The following is a 14126-nucleotide window of genomic DNA, read 5'->3' as shown; positions in this document are numbered from 1 at the left end:
GCTACAGTGTAATGTAACCCTTTTTATTTAATAAATCTATTTCGTATATCTACAAGTTTATCTAAGTTTCTACCAAAAAAATATTTGTAGCTATAACAGAATTTATTTACATTATTTTCATCTTTATGTCTTTTACATCCAGTTCTACATATTTTCAGATATTTGCAAGTTTTACATTTTTCATCTATTTTAAAGGATTCTCTTACAAATTCGGTTGCTTTTTGAGAAAATATTATTTCAGGTATACTTTGAGTATTAATATTTCCTAATCTTCTTTCATCAACTACATAAAAATCACAAGGGTATACAGAACCATCTGCTTCTATAACTGTATTAACTGAACAATGTCCAACCATATCACATGCCTCTGGATTTCTACCTGATAATATTAATAAAAGATTTTCAAAATATCTTATACTTATGAAATTTCCCTTTTTTAAATCTTCATACCACAGATTAAATATTTCATCTAAAAATTTTCCATAATTTTCAGCAGTTAAAGTATAATCCTTTTCATCATAATTTTTTAAAGGATCTAAGGCAGGAATAAATTGTAAAAATTCAAATTTTTGCTCTCTAAAAAATTCATATATTTTTTTAGCATTTTTTGAAACTTCTGAATTTACAACACATAAAATATTGAAATCAATATTTCTTTCCCTTAATTTATTTATATTATTAAGTATAGAATCAAATGTACCTTTTTGTCGTATATCTATTCTGAAGATATCATGTATATCCTTAGTTCCATCAAGAGATATACCAATTAGATAATTATATTTTTCAAATAAATCAAACCATCTTTTATTTAATAATGTTCCATTTGTTTGTATAGAGAATGTAGTATTTACATTATTTTTATTATATTTTTCTATTAGTTCATGTAATTTGTAATAATAATTTATTCCTCTCATTGTAGGTTCGCCACCTTGGAATATGAAGTTTACTTGATATTCTACACAATCGTAAACATTTTTAACTAAATTTTCTAGTGTTTCAAATGACATATTTCCATAAGTGTATGTTTCTCTATTTTCTGCAACATCGAAGTAGAAACAATAATTACATCTTAGATTACAATTGCAAGATGATGGTTTGATTAATAAGTTTAAACTCCTTAATTTATTGATTTTCATAAAACACCTCTTATTTTTAAATTATACCCCACAGATTAAAATAAGACAATATATTAAAATACCTTGACTTAATATTCAGTATAAAGTATCATTTAGTTATATGAGAATAATAAGAGGGTATATATGAATAATTTATTAAAAATGAATTTAGATGAAAGACGTGAAATGATAATACATGGAGATACTGTAAAAACAATACTTTTTTTAACTATACCAACATTTATGATGGCTATAGTTCAGGTACTTATACCATTTTCAGATGGATTGTTTTTAAATAAGATACTGGGGACAGATGTAGGAGCAGGAGTTTCATATGTACAACCAGTGTATAACATGTTAATAGCTACATCTCAAGGATTAAGTGTAGTAGCTATGTCTATGATAGGGCAATTAAATGGTAAGGGAGATTTTAAAGGTGTAAAGAATGTATCTTTACAGGTATTAATTTTTGGATTCATATTAGGAATATTTTTAATGCCCATATGTTTTTTAGGGGCTGATTTTTTAGCACCTAATGATCCTGCTATTAGAAATTATGCAATAACATATTTCGCTTTAAGTTCATTAATAATACCATTTCAGTTTATGGCTTCTATATTTAATGCTATTAAAAGTGCAACTGGTGAACCAGAGGCAACATTTTATAGAATGATAGTATTATTAATATTAAAAATATTTTTTAATGTGATATATCTAACAATATTTAAAATGGGTCTTAAAGGTGCAATATTTGCTTCACTTACAGCATATTTTTTTACAGCTATTTGGATGTATTATGATTTATTTGTAAGGGAGTCAAAATTTAAACTTAGTATTAGAGAATATAGGTTTGATTATTTAGTAGTTAAGGAAATGGTAAGACTATCTATACCGACTATGTTATCATTTACTTCAATAAATTTAGGTTTTTATTTAATTAATGCTGAAATAGAAATTTATGGAGCAGATGTTCTTGCAGGACTTTCAATTGCATCACAGATAAATAATATATGTTTTTCAGTTCCAACATCTATAGGAACTACTGTAACTACTATGATAAGTATGAATATTGGATTAGGTAATGTAAAAAAATCTAAGGATATATATAAGAAGGGGGTAATAATAGGAGAAATCGTGGCATTAATACTTTTAATTTTAATTCTTTCAACATCTAAATATTTAATCGCCTTATATGATCCTAGTGATAATGTTGCACTAAAAACACAAGAAGCATTGAATATTTATACATATTCAGTATTTCCTTTTGCTTTATTTATTATTACTCAATCTGTATTTAATGCTTTAGGAAGAAATGTTTACCCCCTTATAATGTCATTTTTAAGAATATGGGTATTTAGATATTTATTTATTATTCAAACTAGCTCATATTTAAAATATTATTCTATATTTTATGGTAATTTATTTTCAAATTTTTTAGCTGCGGCTATATTTTATGTAATAATTAAGAAAAGTAGTTGGAGGAGTAATATTAAATATGAATAATAGCTATATTTTAATCACTGGAGCAAGTTCTGGTATAGGGATGGAAATTGCACAAAATTATGCAAAAAAAGGTAAAAATTTAATTTTGATTGCAAGAAGAATAGAGATTTTAGAAAAATTAAAACAAAAATATACTAATGTAGATATACATGTAATACAAAAAGATTTGAGTTTAGTATCTAGTTCTAAAGAAATATATGAATATACAAAAAGTAAAAAAATATTTGTAGAAGTTCTTATTAATAATGCAGGAGTTGGATTATTTGGTGATTTTTTAGAAACATCTCTTGATAAAGAAATATCTATGATAAACTTAAATATATTATCTTTAATATCATTAACTAAACTATATCTTCAAGATATGAAAAAATATGATAGAGGACAGATATTAAATGTATCATCAATTGCAAGTTTTATGCCTGGACCTAAAATGAGTGTATATTATGCTACAAAAGCATTTGTTACATCATTTACTAATGCACTATCTTATGAATTAAGAGATAGTAATATTAAGGTTTCTATTTTGGCACCAGGTGCAACAAGTACAGAATTTGTTAAAAGTTCTAATTTGGAAAATTCTAAATTATTTGATAATATGCGTGTTGATACAGCTGTAAATGTTGCAAATTATGCTATAGATAATATGGGTAAAAGATTAATAATACCTGGTTTTTTAAATAAGGTGGTAGTATTTTTAGTTAAGTTTATTCCTGTTAAATTATTAATGAAATTTGTTGAAAAAATACAGGAAAGAAAGGGTAAATGATGAAGATATTAGTAGTTGGCGCTGGAGTAATGTCTGAATATTTAATAAATTCTATTAAAGATAAAGGTTATGAATTTGTAGGTAGAGTAGATCTATTTGGTAAAGGTGAATTTAACTCTTTTTCTGATGTAGATAAAGAATTTGATATATTAATTGATTTTTCAAACCATTTACTTACTAAAGATATTTTAGATTTTGCAATAGCTAAAAAGAAAAATGTTTTAATTGCTACTACAGGGCATAGTAATGATGAAATGAAAATGATAGAGGATGCAAGTAAGCATATAGCTATACTTAAATCTACTAATACATCTTTTGGAGTTAATGCTTTAAATAAGATAGTTGAATATGCAACTAATATACTTAAAGATTTTGATATAGAGTTAGTAGAAGCACATCATAATAGAAAGATAGATGCACCTAGTGGAACTGCCAATACTTTACTTGATATTATTGATTCTTGTTTTGATGAAAAAAGAAATAGAGTATATGGAAGAAAAGATGAAAAAAGAGAAGAAAATGAAATAGGTATTCATTCTATTAGAGGTGGTTCTATAGTTGGAGAGCATTCTATAATATATGCTAAGGGTGATGAAATAATAGAATTAAAACATAGTGCATTATCAAGAAAAATATTTTCAGATGGTGCAGTAAATGTAGCTATTAAATTATTAAAACTTGAAAAAGGATTATATAGTATGAAAGATGTAATATAAAAGAGGAGAGCTATGCTCTCCCATTTTGTTATTTTAGAAAGTTTGTATTATTATGAAAAACCCAAATTTAATGGTGCCGCTTATCGGATTCGAACCAATCACCTGCTGATTACAAGTCAGCTGCTCTACCTAATGAGCTAAAGCGGCATATCATAATTATACATAACTTTATTTTTATTGTCAATAACTATTTTATTACTTTTCTATAAAGCACTAATAATGGATTCCACACACTAGCATTAGTTGGTGAATATGCAAAATCTACAGAAATTAAATCATCTATTTTTATTTTAAATCTGATAACTATAGAAATTTGATCTATAAATTGAGCTACAGCTTCATTTCCTATCATAGTTGCTCCAAGTACAGTGTTAGTATCCTTATCATAAATTATTTCAGCACTTCCAGGTATTGAATCTTTAAATCCAGAATTTTTAGTTAACACTTCCATACTTACCTTACCTACGTTATATCCTTTACTTATTGCAGATTCTTCTGTTAATCCTGTACCAGCAATTTTTAAATCAAAGAATGAAGTTGCATAAGTATTGTTAACCCCTATAAATTCTGATTTTTTACCAGAAAGTAATTTAGCAAGCATCATTCCATGCTTATTAGCCACATCACCAAAAGGAGCATAAGTATACTCATTAGTTATGATGTTTTTATTTAATATTGCATCTCCTAAGGCATAAACATCTTCTATATTAGTTTTAAAGTTATCATCAACTACTATTTTATTATTTAATAATTTGATTTTATCTCCTAATATTTCAGTTTTAGTAGTTATACCTGTAGATATGATTAACATATCAAAATCTATTTTTTTATCATCTTCTAATATTACATTTTCTTCATTAAATTCTTTAACACCATTACCTAATATTAGCTCAACATTTTTATTTCTTATTCTTTCTTTTAATGTGTTCCTATATTCTAATGGTAATATATTAAACACATCATTAGCCTTCTCTACAACAGTTACTTTAATATTGTTTAATAGTAATGCTTCAACCATTTCTAGACCTATAAATCCTAATCCTAAAACTAAAGCATTCTTAGGTTTATTATTTTCTATAAAATTTTTAATCTCTATTGCATCAGTTGCGTGAGATAGAGTGAAATATTTATCTTTTTTAATATCTAAAGTAGATTTAGCACCAATAGCTAATACTAATTTATCATATGAGATTTTTTCATTACTAACTACAACATATTTTTCATCAAAGTTTATTTCACTTACCTTAGTGTTTATTCTTACATCTATTCCTTTGTTTATGAAAGAATCAGCTGGAGAACCTATAACTTTTTTAAGTGGTAATTCATTTGCTATATAATATGGAGATGGACAACCAGCCCATGAAACATATGGACTTTTTTCAAATAAAATTATCTCATCATTTGGATTCATTTTTTTATATTGTGTAGAAAACATCATTCCTGCTGCCCCTCCACCTATTACAACTATTCTCATTTTACACCTTCCTATATATACATTATGTTCTATTCTATATTATTTAATAAATATTTTCAATGAAAAATGGGAAAATTATTATTTCCCATTATATTTATTCTATTCTTTCCCCTACTTTAAAATCGAATTCATAATCTATTATAAGTTTTGTGCCATCTTCTTTATAGTAAATTGAAGGTCCAAATAATTTTCCATCTCTATATGATATATCCTTATATATCTCTCCCTTTTCGTTATAGTATATATGTCTACCCTCTTTTTTGTTCTTCTTGAAATTTCTTTCTGATATAAGGTTTCCATTATTATCATAGTAAAACCAAGTTGATTTTTCTGGTAAAGCACCAGTTTCTTCCCTATAATACTCAATTAACATTATTTTTTCATCTTCATTGAAAAATACTTGTTCTCCTATATGATAATTATTTACAAAATGTTCTATTGATAATAATTTAGGTGATTCAGTGTTAGTATCATCTTTAAATATCCATTTGTTTTTTTCAAACATACCATTTTTTAAAGTGAAAATAGAGGTTTCATTGTTTGCATAAAAAATATAGTTTCCATTTCTTTTTGAATTTTTATTTTCATCAATTGTAAGTTGAATGTATTCATTAGGGTCATCTATATCATTTTTAGATATTAATACACCATTTTCATAATTTAAAGATTCAATTACCATACCTAATTCATTAAAAACTAATTTTTTACCATCTAATAGCTCGTTTTTATAATTTTCTATACCTATAATTTCGGTTAGATAATCAATGGGCTTTAACACCTTATATTCACCATTTAAAATGGGGGTTTTGTCTAAACCTAAATAAATTTTCATAAAGAACCTCCTAAATATTTACTGTAATATATTATAACTTGAAAATATTAAAAAGGAAGATAGAGTTATAATATTTTTACTATGCAACTTAATATGAAATATGCTAGAATATTTATAAAAGCACAATACTAGGAGAATTTATGAATAGAAAAATTGTAGTACATAAATACGGTGGAAGCTCTGTTGCAACAACAGAAAAAATAATGAATATTGCTAAGCATTTAATAGAAGTGAAAAAAACAGGAAAAGATTTAGTAGTAGTAGTATCAGCTATGGGTAAAACTACGGATAATTTGATAAAATTAGCTAATGAGATTTCTAAAAATCCAGATAAGAGAGAACTTGATAGACTTATGTCTACGGGGGAGCAACAAACTATAGCTTTGCTTTCTATGGCATTAATAGAACTTGGACAAAAAGCTATATCTTTAACTGGAGAACAAGCAGGAATAAAGACATTAGGACTTCATACTAAAAATACTATTGAAAGTATAAATAATGAGATAATATTAAAAAACTTAGATGAAGGTAAGATAGTAATTATTGCTGGTTTTCAGGGTATTAATGAAAATGGTGATATAACAACGCTTGGTAGAGGTGGTTCTGACACTTCAGCTGTAGCACTTGCATGTTCACTTAATGCTGAATGTAAAATATATACAGATGTTGATGGAATTTATAGTATAGATCCAAGAATTTATGAAAAATCTAAAAAAATAGAATACATATCATATGAAGAAATGATGGAACTTGCATATCTTGGAGCTGGTGTAATGGAACCAAGAGCAGTAGAGCTAGGATTTAAGTATGCAGTTAGTATATATGTAGGAAAAACATTAGGTCAAGAGAATGGAACAATAATTACATTTAAGGAGAAAATAATGGAAAAGAAGGAAATTAGAGGAATTTCTATTAATAAGAATATAGTTATGGTTACAATAGACGGTATACCAACTTATGCTAGAAATCTTTATCCTATATTTAAAAAAGCATCTGAATATGGTGTTATAATTGATATGATAAGTCAAAATGATGTTATATCAGAAAAAGGAAGTATTGCATTTACTTCACCTAGAACAGATGAACAATCTTTAAGAAAAATGTTTGATGATTTAGAGCTTAATTACAATATATTAATAAATAGTAATGTTGTAAAAGTATCTCTTGTTGGTATAGGACTTGCAACTTCAATAAATACTATTTCTAAAATTTTTGAAGTTTTATCTGAAAATAATATAAGCTTTCATCAAATTTCTACATCAGAAATAACTATTTCTATAGTAGTTGATGAAAATATAGCTGAAAATGTAGCAAGATTACTTGCAGAAAAATTTGAATTATAGGAGTAATATGAAAAGGTATATATTTATTTTTCTTTTAATCTGTTCTTGTTCTTCGATATCAGATAAAATAACTATAGACAAAAAAGATTATAACCCAATATCTAAAGAGGTTGAACATAATTATCTTTATGCAGAACTTGAAAAAACAGATTTTTATTATGATAAAGAATTTTTTAAATTACTTAATAGTATGCAATATGAAATTGATGATGTTATAGTATCAGATTTTGCTGAAACATTGCCTAATTTGATTATTAAAAGATTACATGTTTCAAATGAAAAAATACGTGAAATTTATAAGTTAGAAAATGTAAATCCTTTAGTATATAACTATCTATCATTATTTGAAATCAAAAGAGAAGATTATAGTAATGCATATAATAATGCATGGATATCTAAGAGTGCTAGTCCTACTTATTTAGCTGATGAAATATTTATGTATATGTATTTTTTAGCAAATGAAAAGGAAAAGGTTGAAGAAGTTTTAGTGGATATGGAAGATAAATTTAGAGATTATCCTTTAAATAAGTATAATAGAATTTTTTATAGACATTTATATGATTTCGATGAAATTAAAGAAGAGGATTTTGGAAAAGCTAGAATAGAAATTAGAAAGATTAATAATTCTTTTTATCCAGAACTTCAAGGTTATAAGGTTAATTATTTAATGATGATAGATTTACTTCAAGCAAATTATTATTTCGTTAAAAAAGATTCTAAGAATTTAAGTAAAATTAAGGATGAGATAAATAAAACTAGCATAAAATATTCATTAGATCTAAGAAAAATAAATGAATTTATTGATGAAAGAATAGAATATTTAAAGAAAGAGGTCTAAAATGAAATATAGAAAAAGTTATGTAGCATTAGTAACACCTTTTGATAAAGATTTAAAATTAGATGTTGAAAAAATTAGAGAACTTGTTAGATTTCATATAGATAATATGACTAAAGGTATAGTTGTTTGTGGAACTACTGGAGAAGCTGCAACTATGAGTGAAGAAGAATATATTTTAGCTATAAAGACAGTTTTAGATGAAGCAAAGGGTAAAATACAGGTAATTGCTGGAGCAGGTTCAAATTCAACTGAAAAAGCAATATATTTAACTAAATTATGTAAGGATTTAGGAGTAGATGCAGTGCTTTCTGTAACACCTTATTATAATAAACCTACACAAAGGGCTATAATTAATCATTATAAAAAAATAGCTGATATTGGTATAGATGTAATATTATATAACGTTCCATCAAGAACAGGTGTTAATATGGAAGTAGAAACAATAGTTCAATTATCTAAGGTAGAAAATATAGTTGGAATAAAAGAAGCTACAGGAAATATGGATCAAATGATAGAAATAGTAAATAGGGTTGATAGTAATTTTGCTGTAATATCAGGTGAAGATAATTTTATGCTTCCTATGCAGGCTATTGGATCATGTGGAATAATTTCTGTTACTGCAAATGCTTTTCCAAAACAAGTTGCAATGCAGTTTGAATTAGAGGGTGAAGAAAGATTTAAATTACATAAATTTATGTATGATATACATAAATCAATGTTTATAGATGGAAATCCATCTACAATTAAATCTGCTATGAATATCTTAGGTTTACTTGATAATGATAATGTTAGAGAACCTTTATTATCAGCAACAGATGAGTGTAAGGATACATTAAGAGATCTATTTACTAAAAAAGGATTGATGTAATTATGGAATTTGAGAAATATAGTGGTCTTGGTAATGACTTTATAATAACAAAAGAAGATTTAGGTCCAGCTGATGTAATTAAATATTGTAAGAGAAAAAAATCTATTGGTGCTGATGGTTTAATCGTTTTAAAAAAGAAAGATGAAAATTTTTATATGAAGTTTTATAACGCAGATGGTTCTGTAGCACCTATGTGTGGTAATGGAATTAGATGTTTTACACACTATTTATACAATCATAATTTAATATCAAAGTATGAAGAGATTTTAATAGATACATTAGCAGGTATTAAAAAAACAAGAATAACTAGAGCAAAAGAAGATGATTTCTGGGTTTTAGTAGATATGGGTAAGGCTATTAATACAACTGAGGTTAGAACTATAAAAGCTATTGATAGAACTTTTGAATATATATATACTTTTACTGGCACAGACCACGTTGTAATATTTGTTGATAAAGAAGAATTAAATGAAGATTTTGTAATTAAATATGGTAAAAATATAGAAAGTAATAAGGAAGTTTTTCCTAAGGGAACTAATGTAAATTTTGCTTATATTAAAAATAGAGAAGAAGTAGATTCTATTACTTTTGAAAGAGGTGCTGGTCTTACTTTAGCCTGTGGAACTGGAGCAAGTGCAGTAGGATTTATTTCAAATATATTAGGTAAGACAAATAACAAGGTTAAGGTTCATCTTTTAGGAGGAACTTTAGAAATTGAAATAAAAGATAATACAATATTTATGAATGGATTAAGTGAAATGATATATAAAGGGAGTGCTAGGTAATGAAGAATATAGCAGTAGTTGGTGCAACTGGATTAGTTGGTAGAACTATACTAAAAGTTATTGAAGAAAGAAATATGTCTTTTAATAAGCTGTATTTATATGCTTCAAGTAGAAGTGCAGGTAAAAAAATTGATTTTAAGGGAAATCAGTATGAAATTATTGAACTTAAAGATGAAAATATTAAAGAAGATATAGATTTTGCGCTATTTTCTGCAGGTGGTTCAACTTCTTTAGAATTTGCCCCTAAATTTGCAGCAAAAGGAGCAAAAGTAATAGATAATTCAAGTGCTTGGCGTATGAATGATGAAGTACCTTTAATAGTTCCTGAAGCCAATATTTCAGCTGCAGATAATATGATAAAGGGCATAATTGCTAACCCTAATTGTTCTACTATACAGGTTATACCTGTTTTAAAAGTGTTAGAAGATAATTTTGGTCTTAAAAGAGTGATATATTCTACATATCAATCTGTATCAGGTGCTGGAATAAAAGGATTAGATGATTTAGAAAATAACTTAAAAGGTGAAAGTTCAACTAATTTTCCTTCACAAATAGCATTTAACCTTATACCTCATATAGATACTTTTCTTGAAAATGGGTATACTAAAGAGGAAATGAAAATGATAAATGAAACTAGAAAAATATTAAATAGACCAGATTTAAAAGTAAGTGCAACATGTGTAAGAGTTCCTGTTAGATACTCACATTCAGTTTCTGTTAATGTAGAATTAAATTCTAAGTTTGAAGTAGAAAAAGTAAAAGAATTATTATCTAATTCAAATGGAATTATATTATTAGATGATGTTAAAAATAATGTATATCCAATGCCGTTAATTACAGAAGGAAAAGATGAAGTTTTTGTTGGAAGAATAAGACGTGATGAAACTGTAGATAATGGATTAAATTTATGGGTTGTTGCAGATAATATCAGAAAAGGTGCTGCAACAAATGCTGTACAGATTTTAGAATTATTATTAGATAAATAATTTACATAAGATGAAAAGTAGTGTATAATACTAAGGGAAAATTTTAAGGAGGAAAATAATGAAGGCAGCAATGGAATTAAGACAAGGTAATGTATATGTTAAAGATAGCACACCTTATTTAATTTTAAAAGCAGATAGACATCAATCAACTTCTGGTAAGAAGGCAAGAGCAGCTGAAATGAAATTTAAAATTAAAGACTTAATTAGTGGAAAAGTTCAAGAAATAACAGTTTTATCAACTGATATGATGAATGACATTATTTTAGATAGAGCACAAATGCAATATTTATATCAAATGGATGGAGAATATTACTTCATGAACCAAGAAACATTTGAACAAATGACATTAACAGAAGATGATTTAGGAGATGCAACAGACTTTTTAGTAGATGAAATGGTTATACAGGTCTTATTATACGAAGAAAGAGCTGTAGGTGTTGAATTACCTAATACAGTAGTTAGAGAAATTACTTATACAGAACCTGGGTTAAAAGGAGATACCATAGGTAGAGCAACTAAACCTGCAACGATAGAAACTGGATATCAGTTACAAGTACCTCTATTTTGTAATATAGGAGATAAAATTAGAATAGATACTCGTACTGGTGAATATATGGAAAGAGCAAACTAATGAGACTAGATGTATTCTAGTCTTTTTTATTTGAATAAAGTTATAAAATGATGTATAATTAGTGGTGTAAATTATAAGAAAAGAGGGGATATTTTGAGAGGTATTTTAAAACTATTTGTTTTAATTTTCTTAACCATGAATATTTGGACTGAACCTATATTAATAGCTAGTTTTAATGCTTTAAAATTAGGTGAGAATAAAAAAGATTGGAAATCTCTTGCTAAAATAGTTTCTAAATTTGATATTATTTCTCTACAAGAAGTGATGAATGAAAAAGGTATAAATAAATTAAAAAATGAAGTAGAAAAACTTACTAATGAAAAATGGGGATATATAATTTCTGATATGGCTGTTGGAACTAAGGATTATAAGGAACATTATGGAGTGCTTTTTAAAAGGAAAAAAGTAGATAGTATAAAATCTTTAGGTACTTATCAAAATGGCAAATCAGATGATTTCATAAGAGAACCATATGGAGTTTTAATAAAATCAAATAATTTTGATTTTGTATTAGTATCAGTTCATTCTATATTTGGTAAAAATAAGGTGGAAAGAGAAATAGAAGCTAGTAGATATCATAAGGTATACAAATACTTTATGAATAAGGCTAAGGAAGAAGATGTAATTTTGTTAGGAGATTTTAATTTACCTGCAAATTCTAAAGCATTTAATTATTTTAAAGATACATATAAGGTTAAAGAAGTAGTTAATCCCAATAAGAATAAAACAACTATGTCAATTAAGGGACTTGCAAATTCATATGATAATGCTTTCTTTAACAGAAATAATTTAAGAGAATATACAGGCAGGTATGGAGTTTATGATTATACAAAAGATAATCATGAACAAATTAGAAAATATATTTCAGATCATCTAATAATATTTATGGAATTTGAAAATAAAGGAGATTTGGATGTTAAAGATTAAAGATACAAATATTTATAAAAAAATACTCATAGTTGGTGTGCCAGTTGCTTTAGAGAATCTGGTATATAATTTTATTAATTTTGTAGATAATTTTATGGTAGGGAAGACAGATCCTGTTTTAGGATTAGGGACTAACGCTGTTTCAGGTTTAGGTATTTCCAATCAAATATTTTTTGTATATATTATTTCATTGTTTGGCTTATTTAGTGGTGCAGGAGTATTATCATCACAGTATTTTGGGAGTAAAAATTATTCTAAGATGAATAAAATTTCAGGATTTTTAACTATTACTTCACTTGTTTTATCTATCCCTTTTATTATAATAGGGCTAACTAATCCAGAAATATTACTAAAATTTTATAGTAAAGACCCTTTAGTTTTAGAACAGGCAATGAGATATTTTAAATATGTGAGTTTTACATTCCCACTTGCAGGATTAGGTTTTGTTTTTTCTATGCAGCTTAGAGTAATTAGTGAATCTAAATATTCTTTTTATGCTTCAATAGTGGGACTTACATTTAATATTTTAGGGAATTTAATATTAATACCTAGATTAGGTGTTAAAGGAGCTGCGATTGCAACTGTTATTGCTAGATTATTCTCTTTAATATATATGATATACATAGTAAAGAAAAACAAATTTCCTATACTTTCAAGTTATAGGGAATCTATTTTTTTTGAGTTTGCTTTAGTTAAGGATATTATTAAAATATCACTTCCTGCATTTATTCATGAGTTTGTATGGGTAATGGGGATTACTTATAGAGCATCAATATATAGTAATATGGGAGCTGTAGAGTTTTCAGCCGTTATTATAGCAGGAACGATATCTTCCATGCTAATTAGTGTATTTAGTGGAGTATCTAATGCTTCATCAGTTCTTATTGGCAATGAATTAGGGGCTAATAATTTAATGCAGGCTAAAAAGATTGCTAAATTATGTTTTAAATTAATGTTACTTCTAGCCATATTATCTGGAATTTTGGTTAATATAATTTCACCTTTAGTATTAAACTTTATGAAGGCAGAGTCTAGTTTAATTAGCACAACAAGACTTGTAGTGTTTAGTGAGAGTTTAATATTACCATTTAAGGGATTAAACTTCCTTATTATTGTTGGTATATTAAGAGCAGGTGGAGATATATATTATGCTATGATGTTAGATTTAGTTGGAATGTGGATATTCTCTGTTCCACTTACATTACTTGGTAAGAGTTTATCTCTTCCTATTAATATTATATATTTTTTAGGTGGAAGTTCAGATATTTTAGTTTTACTTCCAGCAATACTTAGATATAATCAGAAAAAATGGGTTAAAAGAATAATAAGAGATTAGAGGAGA

14 protein-coding genes and 1 tRNA gene are annotated in these 14126 nt (G+C 26.4%); 11 read left to right on the top strand and 4 right to left on the bottom strand.

The annotated features are described in order from the left end of the window. Positions 1-23 precede the first annotated feature (23 nt). Positions 24-1136: an anaerobic sulfatase maturase gene (locus BUE91_RS00935; protein WP_012859022.1), complete on the bottom strand. Its 1113-nt coding sequence runs from the start codon at positions 1134-1136 to the stop codon at positions 24-26. 123 nt (positions 1137-1259) lie between these two features. On the opposite strand from BUE91_RS00935, the gene BUE91_RS00930 reads away from it, so the two are divergent. Genes BUE91_RS00930 through dapB form a run of 3 tightly spaced genes read left to right on the top strand, consistent with a single transcriptional unit; the run spans position 1260 to position 4100 of the window. Next, entirely contained in the window at positions 1260-2618 is a 1359-nt protein-coding gene (locus BUE91_RS00930; protein WP_073507651.1) for an MATE family efflux transporter, read from the top strand. Beyond that, on the top strand, positions 2611-3384 hold the full coding sequence (locus BUE91_RS00925) for an SDR family NAD(P)-dependent oxidoreductase (RefSeq protein ID WP_012859020.1): 774 nt from the start codon (positions 2611-2613) through the stop codon (positions 3382-3384). Before BUE91_RS00930 ends, BUE91_RS00925 begins: the two co-directional genes overlap by 8 nt. Further along, positions 3381-4100, top strand: coding sequence for a 4-hydroxy-tetrahydrodipicolinate reductase (gene dapB, locus BUE91_RS00920; RefSeq protein ID WP_226956145.1), 720 nt, complete (start codon positions 3381-3383; stop codon positions 4098-4100). The genes BUE91_RS00925 and dapB overlap by 4 nt, the downstream gene beginning before the upstream one ends. 71 nt (positions 4101-4171) lie before the next feature. Here the strand turns inward: dapB and BUE91_RS00915 are convergent. The 3 genes from BUE91_RS00915 to BUE91_RS00905 all read right to left on the bottom strand — a co-directional run bounded on the left by BUE91_RS00915 (position 4172) and on the right by BUE91_RS00905 (position 6406). Further along, a tRNA-Thr gene (locus BUE91_RS00915) sits at positions 4172-4247 on the bottom strand. 40 nt (positions 4248-4287) lie between these two features. Then, positions 4288-5574: an FAD-dependent oxidoreductase gene (locus BUE91_RS00910; protein WP_073507650.1), complete on the bottom strand. Its 1287-nt coding sequence runs from the start codon at positions 5572-5574 to the stop codon at positions 4288-4290. 94 nt (positions 5575-5668) lie between these two features. Further along, positions 5669-6406: a toxin-antitoxin system YwqK family antitoxin gene (locus BUE91_RS00905; RefSeq protein ID WP_073507649.1), complete on the bottom strand. Its 738-nt coding sequence runs from the start codon at positions 6404-6406 to the stop codon at positions 5669-5671. Between the two features lie 140 nt (positions 6407-6546). On the opposite strand from BUE91_RS00905, the gene BUE91_RS00900 reads away from it, so the two are divergent. The 8 genes from BUE91_RS00900 (at position 6547) to BUE91_RS00865 (ending at position 14120) form a co-directional block, all read left to right on the top strand. Then, positions 6547-7749: an aspartate kinase gene (locus BUE91_RS00900; protein WP_066900971.1), complete on the top strand. Its 1203-nt coding sequence runs from the start codon at positions 6547-6549 to the stop codon at positions 7747-7749. Positions 7750-7756: 7 nt separating this feature from the next. Then, positions 7757-8587, top strand: coding sequence for a hypothetical protein (locus BUE91_RS00895; protein WP_066900973.1), 831 nt, complete (start codon positions 7757-7759; stop codon positions 8585-8587). Between the two features lies 1 nt (position 8588). Beyond that, entirely contained in the window at positions 8589-9455 is an 867-nt protein-coding gene (gene dapA, locus BUE91_RS00890) for a 4-hydroxy-tetrahydrodipicolinate synthase (protein WP_073507648.1), read from the top strand. A 2-nt stretch (positions 9456-9457) separates the two neighbouring features. After that, positions 9458-10240, top strand: coding sequence for a diaminopimelate epimerase (gene dapF, locus BUE91_RS00885; protein WP_083573703.1), 783 nt, complete (start codon positions 9458-9460; stop codon positions 10238-10240). Then, positions 10240-11226, top strand: a complete 987-nt coding sequence (asd, locus tag BUE91_RS00880) for an aspartate-semialdehyde dehydrogenase (RefSeq protein WP_073507646.1) — start codon at positions 10240-10242, stop codon at positions 11224-11226. The genes dapF and asd overlap by 1 nt, the downstream gene beginning before the upstream one ends. A gap of 58 nt (positions 11227-11284) precedes the next feature. Continuing rightward, positions 11285-11857: an elongation factor P gene (gene efp, locus BUE91_RS00875; protein ID WP_066900980.1), complete on the top strand. Its 573-nt coding sequence runs from the start codon at positions 11285-11287 to the stop codon at positions 11855-11857. Positions 11858-11992: 135 nt separating this feature from the next. Beyond that, complete coding sequence (locus tag BUE91_RS00870; RefSeq protein WP_073507673.1) at positions 11993-12784, top strand: endonuclease/exonuclease/phosphatase family protein; 792 nt, start codon at positions 11993-11995, stop codon at positions 12782-12784. Next, entirely contained in the window at positions 12771-14120 is a 1350-nt protein-coding gene (locus BUE91_RS00865; protein ID WP_073507645.1) for an MATE family efflux transporter, read from the top strand. The genes BUE91_RS00870 and BUE91_RS00865 overlap by 14 nt, the downstream gene beginning before the upstream one ends. The last annotated feature ends 6 nt before the right edge of the window (positions 14121-14126 follow it).

The organism is Streptobacillus notomytis (genome assembly GCF_001902585.1).
GTDB lineage: Bacteria > Fusobacteriota > Fusobacteriia > Fusobacteriales > Leptotrichiaceae > Streptobacillus > Streptobacillus notomytis.
This window is presented reverse-complemented; position numbering and strand designations above follow the sequence as displayed.